The sequence below is a fragment of the Janthinobacterium svalbardense genome (genome assembly GCF_002327145.1).
Classification (GTDB): domain Bacteria; phylum Pseudomonadota; class Gammaproteobacteria; order Burkholderiales; family Burkholderiaceae_D; genus Janthinobacterium; species Janthinobacterium tructae.
On sequence record NZ_CP023422.1, the window covers coordinates 1267091 to 1291451 of the forward strand.

At 62.7% G+C, this 24361-nt stretch carries 21 protein-coding genes and 1 other RNA gene; 20 read left to right on the top strand and 2 right to left on the bottom strand.

Going from position 1 to position 24361, the window contains the following annotated elements; translation table 11 throughout:
* Nucleotides 1–35 precede the first annotated feature (35 nt).
* Nucleotides 36–578, top strand: coding sequence for a hypothetical protein (locus tag CNX70_RS05615; RefSeq protein ID WP_096233893.1), 543 nt, complete (start codon nucleotides 36–38; stop codon nucleotides 576–578).
* A gap of 73 nt (nucleotides 579–651) precedes the next feature.
* Here the strand turns inward: CNX70_RS05615 and CNX70_RS05620 are convergent, their stop codons facing one another.
* Nucleotides 652–2355 (bottom strand): thiamine pyrophosphate-binding protein, encoded by a 1704-nt coding sequence (locus CNX70_RS05620; protein ID WP_096233894.1) that lies wholly within the window; start codon nucleotides 2353–2355, stop codon nucleotides 652–654.
* Between the two features lie 223 nt (nucleotides 2356–2578).
* Here CNX70_RS05620 and rnpB point away from each other — a divergent pair.
* From rnpB to CNX70_RS05705, 17 genes are all read left to right on the top strand, one after another.
* An RNA gene (gene rnpB, locus CNX70_RS05625) (RNase P RNA component class A) lies at nucleotides 2579–2918 on the top strand.
* 660 nt (nucleotides 2919–3578) lie between these two features.
* Nucleotides 3579–4007, top strand: a complete 429-nt coding sequence (gene mraZ / locus CNX70_RS05630; RefSeq protein WP_071079390.1) for a division/cell wall cluster transcriptional repressor MraZ — start codon at nucleotides 3579–3581, stop codon at nucleotides 4005–4007.
* 9 nt (nucleotides 4008–4016) lie between these two features.
* Nucleotides 4017–4988 carry a 16S rRNA (cytosine(1402)-N(4))-methyltransferase RsmH gene (gene rsmH, locus CNX70_RS05635; RefSeq protein WP_096233895.1) on the top strand — a complete coding sequence of 324 codons (972 nt, stop codon included), beginning with the start codon at nucleotides 4017–4019 and terminating at the stop codon, nucleotides 4986–4988.
* On the top strand, nucleotides 4985–5254 hold the full coding sequence (gene ftsL / locus CNX70_RS05640; protein ID WP_034748894.1) for a cell division protein FtsL: 270 nt from the start codon (nucleotides 4985–4987) through the stop codon (nucleotides 5252–5254). Before rsmH ends, ftsL begins: the two co-directional genes overlap by 4 nt.
* Complete coding sequence (locus CNX70_RS05645) at nucleotides 5254–7032, top strand: peptidoglycan D,D-transpeptidase FtsI family protein (protein ID WP_096233896.1); 1779 nt, start codon at nucleotides 5254–5256, stop codon at nucleotides 7030–7032. The genes ftsL and CNX70_RS05645 overlap by 1 nt, the downstream gene beginning before the upstream one ends.
* An 8-nt stretch (nucleotides 7033–7040) precedes the next feature.
* On the top strand, nucleotides 7041–8549 hold the full coding sequence (locus CNX70_RS05650; protein ID WP_096233897.1) for a UDP-N-acetylmuramoyl-L-alanyl-D-glutamate--2,6-diaminopimelate ligase: 1509 nt from the start codon (nucleotides 7041–7043) through the stop codon (nucleotides 8547–8549).
* Entirely contained in the window at nucleotides 8549–9979 is a 1431-nt protein-coding gene (locus CNX70_RS05655) for a UDP-N-acetylmuramoyl-tripeptide--D-alanyl-D-alanine ligase (RefSeq protein ID WP_096233898.1), read from the top strand. The genes CNX70_RS05650 and CNX70_RS05655 overlap by 1 nt, the downstream gene beginning before the upstream one ends.
* Nucleotides 9980–9981: 2 nt before the next feature.
* Nucleotides 9982–11157 carry a phospho-N-acetylmuramoyl-pentapeptide-transferase gene (gene mraY, locus CNX70_RS05660; RefSeq protein ID WP_096233899.1) on the top strand — a complete coding sequence of 392 codons (1176 nt, stop codon included), beginning with the start codon at nucleotides 9982–9984 and terminating at the stop codon, nucleotides 11155–11157.
* Nucleotides 11157–12713: a UDP-N-acetylmuramoyl-L-alanine--D-glutamate ligase gene (gene murD, locus CNX70_RS05665; protein WP_096233900.1), complete on the top strand. Its 1557-nt coding sequence runs from the start codon at nucleotides 11157–11159 to the stop codon at nucleotides 12711–12713. Before mraY ends, murD begins: the two co-directional genes overlap by 1 nt.
* Complete coding sequence (gene ftsW / locus CNX70_RS05670) at nucleotides 12713–13924, top strand: putative lipid II flippase FtsW (RefSeq protein ID WP_096233901.1); 1212 nt, start codon at nucleotides 12713–12715, stop codon at nucleotides 13922–13924. The genes murD and ftsW overlap by 1 nt, the downstream gene beginning before the upstream one ends.
* Entirely contained in the window at nucleotides 13921–15015 is a 1095-nt protein-coding gene (murG, locus tag CNX70_RS05675) for an undecaprenyldiphospho-muramoylpentapeptide beta-N-acetylglucosaminyltransferase (RefSeq protein WP_096233902.1), read from the top strand. Before ftsW ends, murG begins: the two co-directional genes overlap by 4 nt.
* Before the next feature lie 10 nt (nucleotides 15016–15025).
* Nucleotides 15026–16429: a UDP-N-acetylmuramate--L-alanine ligase gene (gene murC / locus CNX70_RS05680; protein ID WP_096233903.1), complete on the top strand. Its 1404-nt coding sequence runs from the start codon at nucleotides 15026–15028 to the stop codon at nucleotides 16427–16429.
* Between the two features lies 1 nt (nucleotide 16430).
* Complete coding sequence (locus tag CNX70_RS05685; RefSeq protein WP_096233904.1) at nucleotides 16431–17399, top strand: D-alanine--D-alanine ligase; 969 nt, start codon at nucleotides 16431–16433, stop codon at nucleotides 17397–17399.
* A gap of 1 nt (nucleotide 17400) precedes the next feature.
* Nucleotides 17401–18219 (top strand): cell division protein FtsQ/DivIB, encoded by an 819-nt coding sequence (locus tag CNX70_RS05690; protein ID WP_071079382.1) that lies wholly within the window; start codon nucleotides 17401–17403, stop codon nucleotides 18217–18219.
* Nucleotides 18220–18264: 45 nt separating this feature from the next.
* The gene (ftsA, locus tag CNX70_RS05695) at nucleotides 18265–19497 is read left to right on the top strand and encodes a cell division protein FtsA (RefSeq protein ID WP_010394955.1); all 1233 of its coding nucleotides are present in this window, start codon (nucleotides 18265–18267) and stop codon (nucleotides 19495–19497) included.
* 154 nt (nucleotides 19498–19651) lie between these two features.
* A complete protein-coding gene (gene ftsZ / locus CNX70_RS05700; protein WP_096233905.1) occupies nucleotides 19652–20860 on the top strand; it encodes a cell division protein FtsZ in 1209 nt (402 codons plus the stop codon).
* Nucleotides 20861–21042: 182 nt separating this feature from the next.
* The gene (locus CNX70_RS05705) at nucleotides 21043–21549 is read left to right on the top strand and encodes a peroxiredoxin (protein ID WP_058050716.1); all 507 of its coding nucleotides are present in this window, start codon (nucleotides 21043–21045) and stop codon (nucleotides 21547–21549) included.
* 122 nt (nucleotides 21550–21671) lie between these two features.
* Here CNX70_RS05705 and CNX70_RS05710 read toward each other — a convergent pair whose 3' ends face one another.
* A complete protein-coding gene (locus CNX70_RS05710) occupies nucleotides 21672–22439 on the bottom strand; it encodes a class I SAM-dependent methyltransferase (protein ID WP_096233906.1) in 768 nt (255 codons plus the stop codon).
* Nucleotides 22440–22543: 104 nt separating this feature from the next.
* Between CNX70_RS05710 and CNX70_RS05715 the strand changes: the two genes are divergently transcribed.
* Nucleotides 22544–23317, top strand: a complete 774-nt coding sequence (locus CNX70_RS05715) for a helix-turn-helix transcriptional regulator (RefSeq protein WP_096233907.1) — start codon at nucleotides 22544–22546, stop codon at nucleotides 23315–23317.
* A 149-nt stretch (nucleotides 23318–23466) separates the two neighbouring features.
* Nucleotides 23467–24309: a DMT family transporter gene (locus CNX70_RS05720; protein WP_096238294.1), complete on the top strand. Its 843-nt coding sequence runs from the start codon at nucleotides 23467–23469 to the stop codon at nucleotides 24307–24309.
* Nucleotides 24310–24361 lie beyond the last annotated feature (52 nt).

Genomic DNA, 24361 nt, shown 5'->3' on the forward strand with positions numbered 1-24361 from the left:
TTATAATGGCGCCGTTACTCAAGTAAAGGAATGCCATGTATTCATTCACCTCGCCACGCCTGACCGCCATGTTGGCCGCGCTGCTGCTTGCTGGCGCCACGGGGGCCGCTGTCGCTGCCGTCAAGGGCAAGAAACCGGCCGGACTGGAGCGCTACGGCGTGGCCGTCTACTCGGACCTGTGCCTGCAAAAAGATAGCGGCGAGATCGGTGGCCAGCGCGTGACCCTGCACCGCTTTGCCGAGGCCGACTCCGTCATCTACGAATTCACGGCTGGCGCACTGAGCTGGCCTATCGTCGCCAACGACGTCAACCTGGACGCCGCCACGGGCGCCTTCGACTTCACCATCGCCGGTGCCGACAGCGAAGAACGCACCATCGTCGGCAAGTTCTCCAAAGACGGGCAAACCCTGACCCTGGAAGGCGATTATTGCGGCGGCAATGTGCGCATGCCCATGAAACTGAGCCGCGTGCGCGATTTCGGCCGTCCCTTGAAAAATTGCACGCCATGCCCGCCGGTGCCGGAAGCGCCCGCCGAGGCCGTGCCTGCCGAGGAAAGCGCTCCAGTACCCGCTGCCTGAGCGATTGCCGCTGTCAAAAAGAAAAAGGCCCGGTATCGACCGGGCCTTTGTTGTTTTTAGCGCTGAAACGGGCTTATTTTGCCGCCTGCGCCTTTTCCGCCGTGGCGCGGATGGTAGCGAGTGTCGCGTTCGGCGTGATCAGGTTGCCGTCATAGCGCAGCTCGATCAGGGCCGGCAAGTTGTGCGCCCTGGCGTGCGCCAGCGCCCGCTGCAGGGCGGGGGCGAACTCTTCTGTCGTAGTCACCACTTCGCCATGCGCGCCATACGCCTGTGCCAGCGCGGCAAAATCCGGATTGTGCAGGGTCGTGCCCGACACGCGGCCCGGGTAGTCTCGTTCCTGGTGCATGCGGATGGTGCCGAACATCTGGTTGTTGAAGACGATGATGACCACGCCCGCCTGGTATTGCACGGCGGTGGCCAGTTCCTGGCCATTCATCATGTATTCGCCATCGCCGGCAAAGGTAATCACGGTGCGCTCCGGATGCACGATCTTCGCCGCCACGCCGGACGGTACGCCGTAGCCCATGGCGCCGTTGGTCGGCGCGAGCTGCGTGCGCATGCCGCCGTAACGATAAAAACGGTGCGCCCACGAGGCGTAATTGCCGGCGCCGTTCGTCAGGATGGTGTCAAGGGGCGCCTGTACCATGATTTCCTGCGTCACTTGCCATAGGTCCAGCGGCGCCTGGCCATCCTGGAAGATGGGTGGGCGCTCTTGGTAGGCGGCCAGCTCGGCCTTGGCTTCGCCGGGCGTATGTTTCCATGCGGAAGCGTCGACGGGGGCCATGGCGGCCAGCATGGCGCAGACCTGCGGCATGCCGCTGTTGATCATCAGCTCGGCCTGGTAAACGCTGCCCAGTTCCTCTGCATCCGTATGGATGTGCACCAGACGCTGGCGCGGCACGGGCGAGTCGAACAGGGTGTAGCCGCCCGTCGTCATTTCACCCAGGCGCGGGCCGATGGCGATGACCAGGTCGGCATTTTTCACGCGCGCGGCCAGTTTCGGGTTGATGCCGATGCCGACGTCGCCGATGTAGTTGGGGTGGGCATTGTCGAGCAAGTCCTGGAAGCGGAAGGCGCAGGCGACGGGTAAGTAATTCGCTACCGCGAACTGTTGCAGGTCGGCGCATGCCTGCGGTGTCCAGGTGGTGCCGCCCAGCAAGACCAGCGGACGCTGCGCATCGGCCAGCATGGCGCGCAATTGCAGCAGTTGCTGTTCTGATGGCGCCGCCTGCACGGGTTGGTAGGCGCGCGTGTCGGCTACCGTGGCCAGTGAAATGAGCATGTCTTCCGGCAGGGCCAGCACGACAGGGCCGGGGCGGCCGCTGGTGGCGACCTGGAAGGCGCGCGCCAGGTATTCGGGGATGCGCTCGGCGCGGTCGATCTGCGCCACCCACTTCGCCATCTGGCCGTACATGCGGCGGTAGTCGATTTCCTGGAACGCTTCGCGGTCGACGAAATCATTGCCCACCTGGCCGATGAACAGGATCATCGGCGTGGAATCCTGGTACGCCGTGTGCACGCCGATGGAGGCGTTGGTGGCGCCCGGTCCGCGCGTGACGAAGCAGATGCCCGGCTTGCCCGTCAGCTTGCCGTAGGCTTCAGCCATGAAGGCGGCGCCGCCTTCCTGGCGGTTGATGATGAAGCGGATGCCCGAATCGTGCAGGGCATCGAGCACGTCGAGGTAGCTTTCGCCAGGCACGCCAAAAGCGGTGTCGACACCATGGATCTGCAGGGCATCGACCAGGATCTGGCCGCCGGTACGGGATTGTTGCGTCATGTTCGGCTCTTTATATTCTAGTGGGTGGCAAAGAAGTGGGGCAAGCGGTGCGCATGCGCTTGCATGCAAGCAGCTTGCCTCATTCTATGTGAGCCGATTTGGCCCGGCTTTTGAAATGGCGACACCGAATTACACAATCCCCCGGGCCGGGGCCCGGCGAGCGGTGTCGTTCCTGCGCCGGCCTTTTTGCAGAAACATGCTGCAACGCGGTACAATGGCGGGTGAAGCAGGCCAGACAGTCGCTGGCCGGCGCAGCAATGCGCTGGCGGGAGGAAGGTCCGGACTCCATAGAGCGGGGTGACGGTTAACGGCCGTCCGCTGAAAGCCGTAAGGTATAAGGCGAGGAATAGGGCCACAGAGACGAGCGTATTAAGTTACGGTGAAACGCGGTAACCTCCACCTGGTGCAATTTCAAATAGGCACGCGATGATGCTGCTCGCGGAGCGTGCGGGTAGAAAGCTTGAGCGCCCGAGTAATCTGGCGCCTAGAGGAATGACTGTCATAGCGCCAACCTGCAAGGGAAGGCGCCGTAACAAAATCCGGCCTACCGGCCTGCTTCACTTGAATTTTAGCTCCCTGGTCTGCCGGGGAGTGTATCGGCCGCAGCGGTTTGCTTGCTGCGCGCCTCCAAAAAGCCCCCGCAAAGGGGCTTTTTTTGTTTCTAAAAATAGTGCAGTCAAGATAAAGTTGTATATACAACTAAAATGGACAATTGGTTAAAGTTTCTTCCTTTCAAGTAATTGCTGCATTGCAAAAATAGTTGACCCGCATCAGGCCAGCCCCGGAAAACAGGGCCGGTACGCGCCAAGGGCGCAATTTTTTTGCCTTAAACCAAGTCTTTTGCTGTGGCTGCTTGCTGTTGTGCCTGGAGGTCGAAAGTATTGTCATGTGTCAACTAACTGTAAAAAATTCAATTATTACATTTCGTCTTTTTCGATGTTTACGGTAGGAAAACACATGTGTGCAGATGAGGTAGCACATTCACTATCTTTCATAAGTATCTAATTTATCGATATATTTTTATTTGAGACTGCTTCAACGATATGCGCTAAGTCCTTAATTTCATTAATAAAATTCCTGTTTTGCCAATCGGAAACCGCTTGACCACTATCTTTGCTTACTCTAAAGTGGGCAACTGTGTGAAAAAGTGTGTTTTTGTGGGAAATTTCCCCTTTTCATCATGATGCGCAAGCGTCGCAACCCAAGCTCAAAAAAGGTCTTCCGTGTTTCAAGGCGCGTCCGCAATCAATCTCGATGCCAAAGGCAGGATGTCTATCCCTGCCAAGCACCGTGACGCGCTGGCGATTCAATGCGAAGGCCGTCTGACCCTGACCAAGCACCCCGATGGCTGCCTGCTGTTTTTCCCCCGACCCGTGTGGGAAAGCCACCGCCAGCAAATCGCCGCCTGGCCCATGTCGGCGCGCGCCTGGCAGCGCATCTTCCTCGGCAACGCCGTCGACGTCGAGCTGGACTCGGCCGGCCGCGTGCTGATCTCGCCCGAATTGCGCAACGCCGTGGGGCTGTCGCGTGAAGTCATGATGATCGGCATGGGCAGCCACTTTGAAATATGGGATGCCGCCAAGTTGGCCGACAAAGAACAGCAGGCGATCGATGCCGGCACCCCCGATGTACTTTCCAATTTTTCTTTTTAAGGCTCCGTAATGACACAACTCACGGTGCCGGAATTTCAGCATCGCACGGTGCTGCTTGATGAAGCGGTCGATGCGCTCGACCTGACGGGCGACCGCGCGCACGGCATTTACGTCGATGGCACGTTTGGCCGCGGCGGGCATAGCCGACTGATTTTGTCGCGCCTGGCGCTTGACGCGCGCCTGATCGGCTTCGACAAGGATTTGCAAGCTATCGCCACGGCCGAACAGATCGGCGACCCCCGCTTTGAAATTGTCCATGACAGCTTTGCCACCATGACGGCCAGCCTGGCCGCGCGTGGCGTGCAGCAGGTGGATGGCATCTTGCTCGACCTGGGCATCTCGTCGCCGCAGGTCGACGATGCGGCGCGCGGTTTCAGCTTCCGCAACGACGGACCGCTGGACATGCGCATGGATACGACGCGCGGCATCTCCGCGGCCGAATGGCTGGCGGTGGAAACCGAGCAGAAATTAGAGAAAGTGATACGCGATTATGGGGAAGAACGGTTTGCTTTTCAGATTGCAAAGGCGATTGTTGCTGGCCGGGCAGTCCAGCCAATTTCAAGCACACGACAGCTTGCCGGCATCGTGGCAGGCGCCGTCAAGACCCGCGAGAAGGGTAAGGACCCCGCTACCCGCACCTTTCAGGCAATCCGCATTTTCATTAACAAAGAGCTCGAGGATCTCGAGATCGGTCTGAACCAGGCGTATGCCTGCCTGGCGCCCGGCGCGCGCATGGCCGTGATCAGTTTTCATTCGCTGGAAGACCGCATGGTCAAGCGCTTCTTCGCCTCGAAGGCGAACGTGGAACAGCCTGACCGCCGCCTGCCGATCCGTGCGGTCGACTTGCCGCAGCCGGAAATGAAGCTGATATTGAAGATGAAGCCGTCCGATGCCGAGATCGAGGGTAATCCCCGTTCGCGTTCGGCAGTGATGCGCGTGGCGCAGCGTTTGCCCATTCCAGTTAGTGGCGGCGCCCGATGACTGGCAAGCTGTGTGTCGTGCTGTCGGCCCTGCTGGTGTGCTGCGGCCTGTCGCTGGTGAACGCGCAGTATCAGTCGCGCCACCTGTTGATCGACCTGGAGCGCGCGCAAGCGTTGTCGCGCCAGCTCGACATCGACTGGGCGCAGCTGCAGCTGGACCAGTCCACTTTGGGCAAGCATGAACGCATTGAATCGATCGCACGGCGCGACCTGAGCATGACGCCATTGACGGCGGCACGTACGCAATACCTGACGGAGGGCGAGTAATGAAGTTGGGCGGCAATAGCAACGGCCGGGTGGCGGCATCGAAAGGCGTGCCATTCTCGAAGAACCCCGTACTGGCAGTGCGTCTGCCCGTCTGGCGTTCGCGCGTCGTGCTGTTCCTGCTGTTCTTCGCTTTCGCCGGCCTGGGCGCGCGCGCGCTGTGGCTGCAGGGCGTGTCGACGCAGTTTTTGCAAAAGCAGGGCAAGGCCCGCTACGAGCGCACGCTGGAACTGCCGGCCACGCGCGGCAAGATCACCGACCGCAACGGCCAGGTGCTGGCGTCGTCCGTGCCCGTGAAAGCCATCTGGGCCATTCCCGACGACGTGCTGCAGGCGTCGCCCGAGAAAATCAACGCGCTGGCCGGCCTGCTGGAAATGAACGTCAACGAATTGCGCAAGAAGCTCGATTCGGACCGCAGCTTCGTTTACCTGAAACGCCAGGTCGAGATGGACGTGGCCGACAAGATCTCCAAGCTGGGCATCGACGGCATCGACGAGCGCAAGGAATACAAGCGCTTTTATCCACAGGGCGAAGTGATGACCCACGTGGTCGGCTTTACCAACGTGGAAGACGTGGGCCAGGAAAGCATGGAACTGGCGCAGCAGAAAACCCTCGTCGGCACCACCGGCAGCCGCCGCGTGATCAAGGACCGCCTGGGCCACATCGTCGAAGACATCGGCTTCATCCACGAACCGCATGACGGCAAGGACCTGACCCTGTCCGTCGACAGCAAGATCCAGTACATCGCCTTCACGCAGTTGAAGGAAGCGGTGGAAAAATTCAATGCCAAGGCCGGCGGTGCCGTAGTGCTCGACGTGCACACGGGTGAAGTACTGGCCCTGGCCAATTACCCCAGCTACGACCCGAACGACCGCCGCAAGCTCACCGGGCAGCAGCTGCGCAACCGCGTCATGACCGACACCTTTGAGCCCGGTTCGACCCTGAAACCGATCACGGTCTCGCTGGCGCTCGATACGGGCAGAGTCAAGCCGGGCACGCTGATCGACACGGGTCCGGGCCGCTACACCATCGCCGACCGCACCATTACCGACACCAAGCCGCACGGCGTGATCAGTGTCTCCGAAATCATCGAGATGTCGTCGAACATCGGCACCTCGAAGATCGCGCTGGGCATGCCGTCGCAGGAAATGTGGGAAATGTTTACCAAGGTGGGCTTCGGCCAGCAGCCGAAATGGGGCTTCCCCGGTGCCGTGGCCGGCCGCGTGCGTCCATATAAATCGTGGCGCCCGGTGGAACAGGCCACCATGAGCTACGGTAACGGCATTTCCGTTTCGCTGATCCAGCTGGCGCGCTCCTACATGATGTTCGCCCGCGATGGCGACACGATCCCCCTGTCATTCCAGAAGGTCAATGAGCTGCCCGTGGGCCAGCAGGTGATCAAGCCGAAGACTGCCGCCGACATGCGCGCCATGCTGGAACTGGTGGTCTCCGGCGCGCACGGCTCGGCCAAGCGCGCGCAGGTCGCCGGCTACCGCGTGGGCGGCAAGACGGGTACCGCCTACAAGGTGGAAAACGGCCGCTATGCGATGCCGCGCAAATACATCGGCTCGTTCGTGGGCATGGTGCCGATGTCGGCGCCGCGCTTCATCATTGCCGTGATGATCGATGAACCGACCGGCCCTGCCCACTACGGCGGCCAGGTTGCCGCTCCCGCTTTCGCGGCGATTGCGACCAACGCGCTGCGCGCGATGAACGTACCGCCCGATTCCTCCGTTACCGAAATCGTGGTCCCGGCCAATGCCGGCCCGGAGGCCATGTGAAGTCACTCATGACCATACAAGACATCAGTTTGTGGATCAAAGCGGCTGCCCCGTCCGGGCAGCTGACGTCCGATTCGCGCCGCGTGCAGCGCGGCGACGTGTTTTTCGCCTACGCGGGCGCCACGCATTTCATCGACGCCGCCATTGAGCAGGGCGCCGCCGCCATCGTGCATGACGCCGTGGAATGGAACGCCGCATGGAGCGTGCCGCATCTGCTGGTCAGCGACCTGAAACGCCTGGCCGGCCCCGTGGCACATGCGTTCTACGACATGCCCGACAGCGCCATGTTCAGCGCAGGCGTGACGGGCACGAATGGCAAGACCTCGTGCGCGCTGTGGCTGGCGCAGGCCCTGGCGCGCCTGGGTGTAACCTCGTCCGTCATCGGTACCCTGGGCGTGGGCCTGTGCAAGCCACGCGGCGCCATCGAATTCGACGTCACCGGCTACACCACGCCCGACGCCGTGCTGCTGGCGCGCAAACTGGCCGCCATGCGCGACGCCGGCGCGCAAGCCGTTGCCATCGAAGTGTCGTCGATCGGCCTGGACCAGGAACGCGCGGCCGGCATGCATTTCGATGTCGCCATGTTCACCAATCTGACGCGCGATCACCTCGACTACCATGGCGACATGGCCACCTACGAGGCGGCCAAGGTCAAGCTGTTCGACTGGCCCGGCCTGAAAACGGCCGTCATCAACCTCGATGACCCCATGGGTCTGCGCCTGGCGCGCCACGTGGATGGCAAGCTGACGGGCGAATATCCCGTCATCGGCTACACCTTGCAGGATGCGGCCAGCCAGCCTGACTTGCCGGGCGTGCTGATGCTGCGTGCCAGCCAGTTCCGCAGCCGTCATGCCGGTACCGACTTCCACCTGGAATGCGCGCTGGGCGTGGCGCTGGTCAAGACGCAGCTGGTGGGCCACTTCAATATCAGCAACGCGCTGGCCGTGCTGGGCGCCTTGCTGGCGCATGGCACCGGCCTGCGCGCCGCCATCGATGGCATCGAATCGCTGCAGCCGGCTCCCGGCCGCATGCAGCAGGTGGGTGGACAGGAAGCGCCGATGGTCGTCATCGATTACGCGCATACGCCGGACGCTTTGGCAAAAACCCTGGCCGCCTTGCGCCAGGTGGCGCAGGAGCGGGGTGGCCAGCTATGGTGCGTGTTCGGTTGCGGCGGCGACCGCGATCCGGGCAAGCGTCCGCAGATGGGCGCCATCGCGCAACTGGCCGACCATGTGCTGGTCACCAGCGACAATCCGCGCAGCGAAGACCCGCACGCCATCATCGCGCAGATCGTCGCCGGCATGCGTGCTGACGGCCCGCAGCCGCAGTCTATCGAAGACCGCGCTGCCGCCATCCTGTCGGCCATCAAGCATGCCGCCAAGCCGGACGTGATCCTGCTGGCTGGCAAAGGCCATGAGCCGTACCAGGAAATCAAGGGCAAGAAACTGCCGTTCTCCGATGCCGATCATGCGCAGCTGGCCCTGTCCGCGCGCCTGACCATGATGAGGACGAACTGATGCGCGGCACCCTGACAGAACTGATGCCGTCGCTGGACGGCGCGCAGCTGACGGGCGATGCCGTTTTTGACGGCGTCTCCACCGACAGCCGCAGCGCCCAAGCCGGCTCGCTCTTCGTCGCCTTGCGCGGCGAGAGTTTCGACGCCCACGATTTCCTCGACCAGGTGGCCGCGCGCGGCGTTGCCGCCGTGGTGGTCGAGCGCCTGCCTGCAGGCTGGGACAGCGGCAAGGTGCCGGCCATCGTGGTGGCCGATACATTGGTCGCGCTGGGCCGCATTGCCCATCACTGGCGCCGCCGTTTCAATTTGCCCGTCATCGGCGTCACCGGCAGCAATGGCAAGACCACCGTCAAGGAGATGATTTCATCCATCCTGGCGGCGGCCTTCGGCGAAGAAGCGCGCCTGGCCACGCGCGGCAACCTGAATAACGAGATCGGCGTGCCGCTGACCCTGTTCCGCCTGAATGAAGAACACAAGGCGGCTGTCATCGAGATGGGCATGAACCATCCGGGCGAGATCGGCCGCCTGGCCGCGATTGCCGCGCCGACCCTGGCGATGGTCAATAACGCGCAGCGCGAGCACCAGGAATTCATGCATACGGTGCTAGCGGTGGCGCGCGAGAACGGCGCGGCGCTGGCGGCATTGGCCGACGACGGCGTGGCCGTCTTCCCGCATGGCGATGAGTTCACGCCCGTGTGGCGCGAGCTGGCCGGCGCGCGCGCCGTCATTACGTTTGGCCTGTCGAAGGATGCTGATGTGAGCTGCACGCATCGCGCGGCCGCGGATTTTGGCAGCGACATGTTCGTCAGCGTGCGCGCGCAGGACGGCAGCTTGCGCCAGTTCTTTGTCGGCTTGCAGGCGGCGGGCGAGCATAATGTGCGCAATGCGCTGGCGGCCGTGGCATGCGCCGTTGGCGCCGGCATCGCCATCGAACATATCAAGCAGGGCCTGGAGGCGTTCGCGCCAGTGAACGGCCGCCTGCAGAAAAAACGTGCCGCCAACGGCGCCACCATCATCGACGACACGTATAACGCCAATCCGGATTCGGCGCGCGCGGCCATCGATGTGCTGGCGCAGGCTGCGGCACCACGCATCCTGGTGCTGGGCGAGATGGGCGAAGTCGGCACGCAGGGGCAGCAGTTCCACGAAGAGATCGGCGCCTACGCCGCCATCAAAGGCATCGAATACGTGCTGGCGACGGGCGGCCTGGCGCGCCATCTGGTGAATCCGGCGCAGGCTGCCGCCAGCCAGGAATCGGGCACGGTCGTGGAGTATTTCGAACAGTTCGACGGCTTGCTGGCGGCGCTCGATGCGCATCTGTCCGGCCGTTCGGATGCAACAGTATTAATCAAGGGCTCCCGCTTCATGAAAATGGAACGGGCCGTGCAGCATTTGATTGGTTCAAACAACAATAACAAGGAAGCTCACTAATCATGCTGCTCTGGCTCGCTCATTATTTCCAGGACGACATTGGCCCACTGCGGGTCTTTAACTTCATCACTTTCCGCGCCGTCTTTGCTACCCTGACGGCGATTCTGATCGGGCTGTGCGCCGGTCCTGCCGTGATTCGCATGCTCACGCGCATGAAGGTCGGCCAGGCCGTGCGCACGGACGGCCCGCAGACGCATCTGAAAAAACACGGCACGCCCACCATGGGCGGCGTGCTGATCCTGATCGCCATCGGCATTTCCACCCTGCTGTGGGCCGACTTGTCGAACCGCTTCATCTGGCCAGTGCTGATTGTCACGCTGGGCTTTGGCGCCGTCGGCTGGGCTGACGACTACCGCAAGGTGGTGCACCAGGACCCGGAAGGCATGCGCTCGCGCGAAAAATACTTCTGGCAGTCGTTGATCGGTATCGCCGCCGCCTTTTACCTGGCGTTTTCAGTGTCCGTGTCGGAACCCGATGCGGGCCAGGTGTGGAATTTGATCTACGCCTGGGTGCAGTCCGGCTTCGCCATGGACCTGCCGCCGAAGGCCGATCTGATCGTGCCCTTCTTTAAAACCATCAGCTATCCGCTGGGCGTATGGGGCTTCATCGCGCTGACCTACTGCGTCATCGTCGGCACCAGCAACGCCGTCAATTTCACCGATGGCCTCGATGGCCTGGCCATCATGCCGACCGTGATGGTGGGCACGGCCCTGGGCCTGTTCGCCTACCTGACGGGTAACGCCACGTATGCGCGCTACCTGTTCATCCCGCACATCCCGGGCGCCGGCGAACTGGTGATCTTTTGCGGCGCGCTGGCCGGTTCCGGCCTGGCCTTCCTCTGGTATAACACGCACCCCGCGAAAGTGTTCATGGGCGACGTGGGCGCGCTGGCCCTGGGCGGCGCGCTGGGCACCGTGGCTGTCATCGTGCGCCAGGAAATCGTCCTGTTCATCATGGGCGGCATCTTCGTCGTCGAAACGCTGTCCGTGATTATCCAGGTCATCTGGTTCAAGTACACCAAGAAGCGCTATGGCGCTGGGCGCCGCGTTTTCCTGATGGCGCCGTTGCATCACCATTTTGAACAAAAAGGCTGGAAAGAGACGCAGGTTGTCGTGCGTTTCTGGATCATCACCATGATGCTGGTGCTGCTCGGCCTGACCACCTTGAAGCTGCGCTGATGATGTACGACGCTAAAACCGCACTGGTACTGGGCCTTGGGGAGTCAGGCCTGGCCATGGCCCTGTGGCTGGCCCGCAGCGGTGCTCTAGTCCGCGTGGCCGACACGCGTGAGGCGCCCGAGCGCCTGGCCGCGCTGCAGGCGGCCGTGCCGCAGGCGCAGTTCATCGCCGGTGCCTTCACGGCCGAATTGCTCGATGGCGTCGATTTTGTCGCCGTCAGCCCCGGCCTGGCGCCGGGCCGCGAACTGGCATTGATTGCACCTGCCGCCGTGGAAAAAAATATCCCCGTGTGGGGCGAGATCGAACTGTTCGCCCAAGCGCTGGCCGCACTCAAGGCGGAACGCGCCTATGCGCCGAAAATCATCGCCATCACGGGCACCAACGGCAAGACGACGGTGACCAGTCTGGTGGGCTTGCTGTGCGAACGCGCCGGACTGGTCACGCGCGTGGCCGGCAATATCAGCCCGGCGGCGCTGGACGTGCTGCGCGAGGTACTCGATGCCGAGCCTGCGCCGCTGCCGGTCGATGCAGAAGCTGAAGCGGCGGAACCGGTCGCCAGCACCTTGCCGCAAGCATGGATACTGGAGCTGTCCAGCTTCCAGCTGCACACGACGTTCAGCCTGCAGGCCGATGCGGCCACGGTCTTGAATCTGTCGCAGGATCACCTGGACTGGCACGGCGACATGGCCTCTTATGCGAGCGACAAGGCGCGCATCTTCGGTGACCAGACCGTGCGCGTCCTGAACCGCGACGATGCTGCCGTGATGCACATGGCCGATCCGCTGGCCGCGACGATCACCTTCGGCACGGGCGAACCGCTTGACGTGGACAGCTTTGGCCTGGTCAATGAACGGGGCATCTTCTGGCTGGCGCAAGCCGTGCCCAGCGAAGAAGTTATCGAGAAAAAACGCAAGAAGAACGATCCGGCACCGGAACCGGTGCCGACGATGGCGAAGAAACTGATGCCGGCCGATGCGCTGAAAATCCGCGGCCAGCACAATGCCTCGAATGCGCTGGCGGCGCTGGCCCTGTGCCGCGCCATCGGCCTGCCATTCGCGCCGCTGCTGCATGGCTTGCGCGAATACCAGGGCGAGCCGCACCGGGTGGAACTGATCACGGCCGTGAATGAAGTCGAATACTACGACGACAGCAAGGGCACCAATGTGGGCGCGACCGTGGCTGCGTTGTTCGGCCTGGGCAAGGCGTTTGGCGGCGCGGAACAGCGTTTGGTGCTGATCGCCGGCGGTGACGGCAAGGGGCAGGATTTCTCGCCGCTGGCTGAACCCGTGTCGCGCTACGTGCGTGCCGTGGTGCTGATCGGCCGCGATGCGCCAGCGCTGCGCGCTGCTCTGGAGCCGGCTGGCGTGGACGTCATCGATTGCGCCACCTTGCCGGAAGCCGTCAAGCGCGCCAGCAGCCTTGCCTTGGCCGGCGACGCCGTGCTGCTGTCGCCCGCCTGCGCCAGCCTGGACATGTTCAAGAACTATGCGCACCGCGCGCAGGTGTTTGTCGACGCCGTGCGCGATATCGCACTGGAAAACGGACAGGATATCTGATGGCCTTCCAACTGCCCTTCAGCTTTGGTTCCGGCTCGGCTGCCAAGCCGCTGGATAGCCGCGCGCGGCAATCGAAGATGATGGACTATGACAAGCCGCTGGTGTGGGTCGTCCTGCTGCTCATGTTGCTGGGCATGGTGATGGTGTATTCGGCCTCGATTTCGCTGTCGGACGCGCGCAAGTTCGCCGCCTACACGAACAATTATTTCGTCGTGCGCCAGGCATTGTTCATCGGTATATCGATCATCGTCGGCGCGCTGGTGTTCCGCATCCCTGTGGCCACCTGGCAAAAGATGGCGCCGTGGCTGTTCATCGGCACCCTGGTGCTGCTGGTGATGGTGCTGATACCTGGTCTGGGCGTGTCGGTCAACGGCGGGCGCCGCTGGCTGAACCTGCCGGGCCTGCGGCCGCAGCCGTCCGAGCTGATGAAGGTGGTGATGGTGCTGTACGCTGCCGATTACACCGTGCGCAAGCAGGAATACATGCACAAGCTGACCAAGGGCTTCATGCCGATGGCGCTGGCTGTCAGCTTCGTCGGCCTGCTGCTGCTGATGGAGCCCGACCTGGGCGCTTTCGGCGTGATCGTCTGCATCGCCATGGGCATTCTGTTCCTGGGCGGCGTCAACGCCATCTGGTTCGGCGGCATCGGCGCCATGCTGACGGCGATTTTCGTCACCATCATCGCCTTGTCGAAATTCCGCCGCGAGCGGTTTTTTGCGTATCTCGATCCTTGGCAGGAAGACAATGCGCTGAACAAGGCTTACCAGCTGACGCACTCCCTGATCGCTTTCGGGCGCGGCGAACTGTTTGGCGTGGGCCTGGGCGGCAGCGTGGAAAAGCTGCACTACCTGCCCGAAGCGCATACGGACTTTTTGCTGGCCGTGATCGGCGAGGAACTGGGCCTGGTGGGCGTGCTGATCGTGATCGGCATGTTCTACTGGATTATCAAGCGCGCCTTCGACATCGGCCGCCAGGCGATCGCCATCGACCAGACCTTCGCGGGCCTGACGGCGAAAGGCATCGCCATCTGGATCGGCGTGCAGACCTTCATCAACATGGGCGTGAACCTGGGCCTGCTGCCGACCAAGGGCCTGACTTTGCCTTTGATGAGTTATGGTGGCACGGGCGTACTGATTAACTGTATCGGCCTGGCGATCTTGCTGCGCATCGATTACGAAAACCGGATCCTGATGCGCGGAGGCCGGCTATGAACAACGTGACGAACTTGAAAACGACGAAAAGACTGATGATCATGGCGGCCGGCACCGGCGGCCATATTTTCCCTGGTCTGGCGATTGCGCAGACGATGCGCGCGCGCGGCTGGGAAGTGAGCTGGCTGGGCACGACCCATGGCATGGAACAGGAACTGGTGCCGAAGAGCGGCATTCCCATGGATGCCATCGAATTTTCCGGCATGCGCGGCAAGGGCCTGGCGCACACGGTCAAAGGCGGCTTCAGGATGTTGGCGAGCTTTTTTGCCATCCGCCGTTTCATCGCCAGCCGCAAGCCGGACGTGGTGATGGGCATGGGCGGCTACGTCACCGTGCCGGGCGGCCTGATGGCGCGCCTGAAGGGCGTGCCGCTGGTGCTGGTCAATGCCGACGCGGCGCTGCTGCTGTCGAACAAGACGCTGGTGCCGCTGGCACAAAAGGTTTGCTTCGGTTTTCCCGCCGATTTCGGCAGCGCCGCCGGCAAGGCCGTCGTCACGGGCAATCCCGTGCGCGCCGAGATCCTCGCCATGGCGCCGCCGGCGTCCCGCTTTGCGGGCCGCAGCGGGCCGCTGCGCATCCTGGTGGTGGGCGGCAGCCTGGGCGCGAAAGCGCTGAACGACAATCTGCCTGCCGCGCTGGCGCTGATGCCGGAAGCCGAGCGTCCGCTGGTGACGCACCAGTCGGGCAAGAAGAATATCGATGCCCTGCATGCCGCGTATGCGCAGGCAGGCGTGCAAGCCAATGTGGTCGACTTCATCGACGACATGGCCAGGGCGTATACCGAGGCCGACCTGGTGATTTGCCGCGCAGGCGCCATCACCCTGTCGGAATTGACGGCGGCCGGCGTGGCCAGCGTGCTCGTGCCGCTGGTGGCGTCGACCACCAGCCACCAGCGCGATAACGCGCAATGGATGGCGAAGCAGGGCGCGGCGATTCATCTGCCGCAGACGGAAATGAGTGCGGTGTCGCTGAGCACCCTGCTGGCGTCCTTGACGCGAGACAGCTGCCAGCAGATGGCGCAAGCGGCACTGGCAGCAGGCAAGCGCGACGCCAATGAGGCGATCGCAAACGTATTGGAAAAACTGGCATGAGGTTAGCTCTGTGAAGCATAAAGTAAACAATATCCACTTTGTCGGCATTGGCGGCAGCGGCATGAGCGGCATCGCCGAAGTGCTGGTCAACCTGGGCTACAAGGTGTCGGGCTCCGACCTGGGCAGCAATGCGGCGACGCAGCGCCTGGCGAGCCTGGGCGCGACTGTCATGCTCGGCCACGCGGCCGAGAATATCGGCGACGCCGATGCGGTCGTGACGTCGGGCGCCGTCCCGCAAGACAATCCGGAAGTGGTGGCTGCGCGTGCGCGCAAGATCCCGCTGGTGCCGCGCGCCGTGATGCTGGGTGAATTGATGCGTTTGAAACGCGGCATCGCCATCGCCGGCACGCACGGCAAGACGACGACCACCAGCCTGGTCGCGTCCGTGCTGGCGCAGGGCGGCCTCGATCCTACTTTTGTGATCGGTGGACGCCTGACCAGCGCCGGCGCTAACGCCAAGCTCGGTTCGGGCGACTACCTGGTGGCCGAAGCCGATGAGTCGGACGCCTCGTTCCTGAACCTGACGCCGATGATCGAAGTGATCACGAATATCGACGCCGATCACATGGACACCTACGAGCACGATTTCGAAAAGCTCAAGCAGGCGTTCGTGCAGTTCACGCACCGTCTGCCTTTCTATGGCCGCGCCATGCTGTGCATCGACGATCCGCACGTGCGCGCCATCATCCCGTTCGTGACCAAGCCGGTCACCACCTACGGCTTCGCGGAAGACGCCGAAGTGCGCGCCATCAATGCGCGCGCCGTGGGCCTGGAAATGCATTTCACGGTGCAGCAGGAAGGCTATCCCGACCTCGACGTGGTGCTGAACCAGCCTGGCATGCACAATGTGCAAAATGCCTGTTCGGCGATCGCCATCGCGCGCGAAATCGGCATCGCCGACAGCGCCACCCAGCAAGGCCTGGCTGAGTTTTCCGGCGTGGGCCGGCGCTTCACGCGCTATGGCGACGTGGCGCTGCCGAATGGCGGCACCTTTGCACTGGTCGACGATTTCGGCCACCATCCGGTGGAAACGGAAGTGACCCTGGCCGCTGCGCGCGCGGCCTATCCTGGCCGCCGCCTGGTGCTGGCTTTCCAGCCGCACCGCTACAGCCGCACGCGCGACCTGTTCGAGGATTTCGTCAAGGTGCTCGGTGCGCCCGACGTGCTGCTGCTGTCCGAAGTGTATGCGGCAGGCGAAGCGCCTATCGTCGCCGCCGACGGCCGCGCCCTGGCGCATGCGCTGCGCGCGCGCGGCAAGATCGAACCGATTTTCGTCGAGTCCATGACGGACATGGCCGACACCATCATGAGCGTGGCGCGCGACGGCGACGTCGTGCTGACCATGGGAGCCGGCTCGATCAGCGGCATCCCGCAACAACTGACAACGTATCAATCTCACACTGTAAAGGCCTGACGTGAACCAAGCTTCAGCTATCGACGTTAAACAATTGGGCAAGGTCGGCGTCCTGTTCGGCGGCAGCTCGGCCGAGCGCGAAGTGTCGCTGATGTCCGGCACGGGCGTGCTGGCTGCACTGAAAAGCCGTGGCGTGGATGCGCATGCGTTCGACACGGGCGAACGCAGCCTGGCCGAACTGGCCGCCGAGCAGTTTGACCGGGTCTTCATCGCGCTGCACGGCCGCTTCGGCGAAGACGGCAGCCTGCAGGGCGCGCTGGAGCAGCTGGGCATTCCCTACACGGGTAGCGGCGTGATGGCGTGCGCGGTGGGCATGGACAAGGTCTATACCAAGATGATCTGGCTGATGCACCAGTTGCCGACGCCACAGTACGCGGTGCTCAATGACAGCTCCGACCTGGCCAAGGTGGCAGCTGAACTGGGCTTGCCGCTGATCGTCAAGCCGCCGCATGAGGGTTCGAGCATCGGCATCACCACCGTCAACGAAGCATCGGCCTTCCAGGCGGCCTACGATATCGCCGCCGGCCTCGATGATTCGGTGCTGGCCGAGGAATTCATCAAGGGCCGCGAATTCACCGTCGCGATCCTGGGCCAGGGCGCCACGGCACGCGCGCTGCCACCGATTGAAATCGTCGCGCCGCAAGGCAATTACGATTACCAGAACAAGTACTTCACGGACGACACGCAGTATTTCTGCCCGCCGCAGCTGGACCAGACGATCGTGGCGGAAATGGAACGCATCGCCGTGGCAGCCTACCGTGCCCTCGGCTGCGAAGGCTGGGGACGTGTGGATGTGCTGATGCGCGCGGCCGACAGCAAGCTGTTCCTGCTGGAAGTCAATACCTCGCCAGGCATGACGGGCCATTCGCTCGTGCCGATGGCGGCGCGCGCGCTGGGCATCAGCTATGAAGACCTGTGCCTGGAAATCCTCGCCGGCGCGCGTCTGAAAATGCACAAGGGACAGCACTGATATGTGGCATGACGCTAAAAGCCTCAATACGACTGCCAACGGCTTGCTGGCCGCGGTTCTGGTCGTGTGCGTGGCCGCCGGCGTCTGGTGGGTGTCGCAGCGTCCCATGTTCGACCTGCGCACCATCAAGGTGGAAAGCGCGGACGACAAGGGTCTGCGCCACGTGAATTACCTGACCCTGCGCAGCGGCACTCTGGGCCGCATCAAGGGCAATTTTTTCACGACCAATCTGGAAAGCGTGCGCGGCGTGTTCGAATCGGTGCCCTGGGTGCGCCGCGCCAGCGTGCGGCGCGAGTGGCCGAACCAGCTGATCGTGGCGCTGGAAGAACACGAAGCGCTAGGCACCTGGGGCGAGGATGGACGACTGCTGTCGGTCAAGGGCGATGTGTTTACGGCCAATGTGGCCGAAGCCGAAGATGACCATGAGTTGCCTGCCTTCGCCGGCCCCGATGGCAGCGAGAAGGAAGTGCTGGCCACCTATGTGCAGCTGGCAAAGTGGTTTTCACCGTTGAAGATGGTGCCTGAATCGCTGTCGCTGTCGAGCCGCTATGCGTGGACCGTGAAACTGGATAACGGCATGAGCGTGGCGCTGGGGCGCGAGCAAAATCATACGACCCTGAAGGCGCGGGTCGACCGGCTGGTGGGCATTTACCCGCAGCTGGCGAGCCGGCTGGAGAATATCGACACGATCGATATGCGCTACCAGAATGGCCTGGCGCTCAGTTCAGCCGGCCTGGTGATACCGGCCGAAGGCAAGGACGGCAAGCCGGCAGCGGCGATCAAGAAGAAAAATGGCAGTCCGATTAAAAAAACGACTTAACTTAATAATCAATTTAGCAATAGCCCAAAAAATTAGGCGACAGAAATGACAAAAGACGCGAAAAACCTGATCGTCGGCCTCGACATCGGCACCTCGAAAGTGGTGGCGGTGGTAGCCGAAGTGATGTCCGATGGACGCCACGAAGTGATCGGGCTGGGCCAGCACGAATCGAAGGGCCTGAAAAAGGGCGTGGTGGTCAATATCGAGGCCACGGTGGAATCCATCCAGCGCGCGCTGGAAGAGGCTGAGCTGATGGCTGACTGCAAGATCCGCAATGTGTACGCGGGCATTGCGGGCAGCCATATCCGCAGCTTCAATTCCAGCGGCATGGTGGCCATCAAGGACAAGGAAGTGACGGCGACCGACGTGGCGCGCGTCATCGAGACGGCAAAAGCGGTTAACATTCCGACCGATCAGCAATTGCTGCACACGGTGCCGCAAGAGTTCATCGTCGACAGCCAGGAAGATGTGCGCGAGCCTATCGGCATGAGCGGCATCCGCCTGGAGGTGAAGGTGCATATCGTCACCGGTGCCGTGTCGGCAGTGCAGAACATCGTCAAGTGCGTGCGCCGCTGCGGCCTGGAAGTGTCGGACCTGATCCTGCAGCCGATGGCGTCGGCCGATGCGGTGCTCACGCCCGACGAGAAGGAACTGGGCGTGGTGCTGATCGACATCGGCGGCGGCACGACCGATGTGGCGGTATTCTCCGATGGCGCGATCCGCCATACGGCAGTCATTCCCATCGCCGGCGACCAGATCACCAACGACATCGCCATGGCCTTGCGTACCCCGACCGCGGAAGCGGAAGAAATCAAGATCCGCTATGGCGTGGCCAAGCAGGTCCTGGCCGATCCCGGCGAATCGCTGGAAGTGCCAGGCCTGGGTGACCGCGGCCCGCGCAACCTGTCGCGCCAGGCGCTGGCGGCAGTGATCGAGCCGCGCGTCGAGGAGCTGTTCGCGATGGTGCACCAGGTGGTGCGCGAATCCGGTTACGAAGGCGTGCTGTCGTCGGGCATCGTGCTCACGGGCGGCACCTCCATCATGCCCGGCATGGTGGAAATGGCGGAAGACATTTTCCTGAAACCGGCGCGCCTGGGCACGCCCGAGTATCGGGGCCAGCTGGCCGACGTGGTGCGCAGTCCGCGCTATGCCACGGTATTGGGCCTGCTGCTGGAAGCGAAGAAGCAATACCTGCGCGGCCACATTGTGACGCGTCAGGATGGCTCGGTGAAGGCCGTCTGGCAGCGCATGAAGGAATGGTTTTTAGGCAATTTTTAAGGGCTTGATTTACGCCCGGCAGCACAGGTTTTTTGGCAGCATCGCAGGTACACACACATAACTTTATTTTATATTTAACCGCAGTTTTCAATCTCCAGTTCTCCTACCAATATGAGGCCTGGCGCTTGGAAACCGCATCTGATAGGAGCACATCATGGAGTTCGATATGGTCGATAACACAGCTTTAGGTACCGTCATCAAGGTCGTCGGCGTCGGCGGTGCGGGTGGCAATGCAGTCCAACACATGATCAACAAAGGCATGTCGGGTGTGGAGTTCATTGCCGCCAACACCGACGCACAGGCCCTGTCGACATCGAAGGCGCACAACATCATCCAGATCGGCGATACCGGTCTGGGCGCCGGCATGAAGCCTGCCGTCGGTCGCCAGCTGGCCGAGGAATCGCGCGCGCGCATCGCCGACGCGCTGCGCGGCGCGCACATGGTCTTCATCGCTGCCGGCATGGGCGGCGGCACGGGCACGGGCGCTGCGCCTATCGTGGCCGAAGTGGCCAAGGAAATGGGCGCGCTGACGGTCGCCGTGGTCTCGAAGCCCTTCTCGTACGAAGGCCAGAAGTGCATGGACATCGCCGACGAAGGCCTGGAGCAGCTGTCGCTGCACGTCGATTCGCTGATCATCATCCTGAATGAAAAACTGGAAGAAATCTACGAAGACGAAAGCATGCTGGAATGGATGCAGCATGCCGATGATGTGCTCAACAACGCGGTGGCCGGAATTGCCGAGATCATCAACGTGCCGGGCCATATCAACGTCGACTTCAACGACGTGAAAACCATTATGGGCGAGCAGGGCAAGGCCATGATGGGTACGGCGACGGCTTCCGGCGTCGACCGCGCGCGCATCGCCGCCGAACAGGCTGTCGCTTCGCCGCTGTTGGATGGCATTGATCTCTCTGGCGCGCGCGGCGTGCTGGTCAACGTCACGGCCAGCCGTGGCCTGAAAGGTAAAGAGATCAAGGAAGTCATGGCTGCCGTGCGCGCGTTTGCCGCGCCGGACGCCTCGATCGCGCAAGGTATCGCCTACGACGACGCCATGGGCGACGACATCCGCGTTACCGTGGTGGCCACGGGCCTGGGCCGCGCCAAGAAAAACATCCAGCTGGTACCGCAGCAAGTGCTGCGCACTGGTACCCATAACAGCCCTTTGATCCCGTCGGCGGCGATGGGCGGCGCGCAAGCGGCGACGACGACGGTTGGCGTGGCCACGCCGGCTGCCGGTTTCGACGGCATGAAGGCGCCGGCAGTATGGCGCCGCGAATCGGCTTCCGAGCAGGTGCGCGCGATGGAAAAGAATGGCATGGAAACCTACGATATCCCAGCCTTCCTGCGCAAACAGGCCGATTAAGGTGATCTGATGTCAGCAAACACGACGGCGGCCTGAGGGTCGCCGTTTTTTTGCCGTTTTTTGACTTTTGCCTTTGCCTTTCCGGCCACTTTCTGCACAAATACGGCAAGTCAGGCATACTATTGCGCAGTGTCGGCATCATGCCGGCAGCATCCTCAACCGACAGTACACAAGGAGTCAACATGACCATCAAGATCGGCGACACCCTGCCAGAAGGCACCCTGGCCGAATTCATCGAAAGCGAAACCGAAGGTTGCGCACTGGGCCCGAACACGTTCAACGTGCAAGACCTGGTCAAGGGCAAGAAGATCGCCATCTTCGGCTTGCCAGGCGCCTACACCCCGACCTGCTCCGCACAGCACGTGCCAGGCTACGTGCAGCACGCTGCCGACCTGAAAGCCAAAGGCGTCGATGAAATCTGGTGCATTTCCGTCAACGACGCGTTCGTGATGGGCGCCTGGGGCCGCGATCAGAAAGCCACCGGCGTGGTACGCATGATGGCTGACGGCAATGCCGCCTACAGCAAGGCCCTGGGCCTGGACGCCGATTTTTCCAAGCACGGCATGGGCACGCGCTCGCAGCGCTACTCGATGCTGGTCGACAATGGCGTCGTGACGCAATTGAACGTCGAGCAGGGCGGCAAGTTTGAAGTGTCGAATGCCGAGACGCTGCTGGGCCAGCTGGCTTGATGGTCGGGGTCAGACCCTTCGGGTCTGACCCCAGCAATTGATGTGGGGTTAATGTCCGGCTAAAGCCTGCTACCAACCCAAATCAAAAAATGGGGTCGGACCCAAAGGGTCCGACCCCATTTTTATTGCACCGACGGTTTCGTCGCCTCGAACATGGCCGCATCGATGCTGAACGAATAATCGTCCTGCAGCGCAAAATATCTGCGCGCTTCTTCGGGTGCGCCATCGAACAGGTTGCGGATGGCCGCGACGCGTTCGGCGGGTGTGCGCATGCGCGCCACCCACTCGTCGAACTGCATCGTCAGCTTCCACACGCTGCGCAAGCTGTGCGTGAATCCCGCATTATCGAACTTGGCGCCCCATTCGCAGGTGCGGTAATCACGCACATGGGAAGCGTCGCGCAGCATTTCCACCGCCTGCAAGGTGCTGTCGTACAGGGCCGTTTTCGGCGCGACGATGTCGACCACCAATAAAGTGCCATTTGGGCGCAGCACGCGCCAGGCTTCCGCCAGCGCGCCCGCCACGTCGTTCCAGTGGTGCGCGGAAAAGCGCGTGACGACCATGTCGAAGCTGGCATCGGCAAACGGCAAACGGGCCACATCGCCCTGCTGCGTGCGGATGTTGTGCAAGCCGCGCTGCACCTTGGCGCAGTCCACCACGTCGAGCATGGGCTGCGCCAGGTCATACGCGACGACCGATTGCGCCACGGGGGCGACGGCGAAGCTGGCGTGGCCGGCGCCGCAGCCCAGGTCCAGGATGGACGGCTTGCCATGGCGGCGCGCGCATTCCTGCATCAGCACCAGATCGGCGCCTTGCGCGTGTACCGCGCTGCTCAGGTAGGCATTCGCCGTCTTGCCAAACTGTTCGGTAACGACATCGTGCTGCTGCATGGTTTTCTCCTGTTAATGGGTGAGTTCCTGCAGAATAGGGATAAAATTATCCTGTAACAAGACCATAACTTATACTGGTATATCTACTACCATGCATCCCTGTCATGTCGAGCAAACTCGCTGAATTCATCCGCGCCCGGCGCGAAGCCGTCACCCCCGCCATGGCCGGCTTGCCTGGAGGTGGGCGCCGCCGCACGCCAGGCTTGCGGCGCGAAGAGCTGGCGCAGCTGTGCGATGTCAGTCCCACCTGGCTGACATGGCTGGAGCAGGGGCGGCCCGTGTCGGCGTCGGCCAAGATGCTGGCCCGCCTGGCGCAGGTGCTGCAGCTGAGCCCGGCCGAGCGCGCCTATCTGTTCGAGGTGGCCGACAAGCATGATCCCAGTCATGGCACAGGCGAGGGCGGAGGGCCCGCTAGCGCCGAGCTGGCCGCCATCGTCGCCGCCATCGACGCGCCTGCATATATCCTCGACCGCGCATGGAATGCCGTGGCGTGGAACGGGGCGGCGTCCGCGTTGTTTGCCGGCTGGCTGCATGACGCCGGGGACACACCGAACCAGCTGCGCTTCATGTTCCTGGAGGCGGGGGCGCGCGAGCTGGTCGTCGGCTGGCCCGAACGGGCGCAGCGCCTGGTGGCGGAATTCCGCGCCGATATCGGCCGCCAGGCCGACCAGGCGCCGCTGGCCGGCCTGATCGCGGAACTGGCCGGCGCCAGCCTTGAATTTCGCCAGTGGTGGGGCGCGCAGCAGGTGCAGGGCCGCGATGGGGGATTGCGCCGCTTCCAGCATGCGCAGCAGGGGCTGCTGGAGTTCAATCAGGTGACCTTGCACCTGGCGCGCCAGCACGACTTGAAACTGGTGATGCTGTTGCCGGTGTCATAAGGTAAACGGCCGCGCTTGCTATAATCGGGCTGACGGTGTGGCCTTGCGCGCCGGTCCTGGCTCCGGCCGTCGCCATGATGACGGTCCCGCTCTTTTGCCCGGAGTCTGTCCTGTTACCCCGCAACCAAAACCTGCGCAGCATCTATGTGATGCTGATCGCCGTCGCCATGTTTTCCCTGATGGACACGGCCATGAAGCTGCTGTCCGCCCATTATCCGGCCATGCAGGTGACGGCCTTGCGCGCGCTGTCTTCCTTGCCGCTCGTGTGCCTGTACCTGCTGTACCGCGGCGCTTTCAAGAACGTGCTGAAGGTGCGCTGGCCGCTGCACTTGCTGCGCGGCGCGCTGGGCGTGCTGATGATCACCCTGTTCGCCTACGGCTTGAAGCGCATGTCGCTGGCCGAGACGTATGCGCTGTTCTTCGTCGCGCCCTTGCTGATCACGGTCCTGTCGGTTTTTATACTGAAGGAAAAAGTCGATGTCGCGCGTTGGTGCGCCATCGCCGTGGGGCTGCTGGGCGTGCTGGTGGCGCTGCGCCCGGACGGCTCGGGATTTTTCTCGCTGGCCGGCCTGGCCGTGCTGGGCTCGGCCGCCTGCTACGCCATTTCGGCCGTCACGGGACGCATCCTGAGCCGTACGGACGCCAGCGAAAGCATGGTCTTCTGGCTGATGGTGATGATGGCCATCGGCGGCGTGGCCCTGTCGGCGCATGAGTGGGTGAGCATCCGCCGCGAAGACTGGTGGCTGCTGGCGGGCCTGTCCGTCAGCGGATTCCTGGGGCAGCTGGCCATCACGGAGGCATTCCGCTTTGGCAAGGCGTCCAGCGTGGCGCCGTTCGAATACTCGGCCCTGGCCTGGGGCATGGCCCTGGACTGGCTGCTGTGGCGCGCCTTGCCCGACGAATACACCCTGATCGGCGCGGCCATCATCATCGGCAGCGGGATTTACCTGGTGCGGCGCGAAGCCGTGCACGCCGAGAGCGAACATCCATGACGGCCGGATGTGGTTTTTCTAGCTTGGCCCATGCCGTGCCGCAACGAACAGT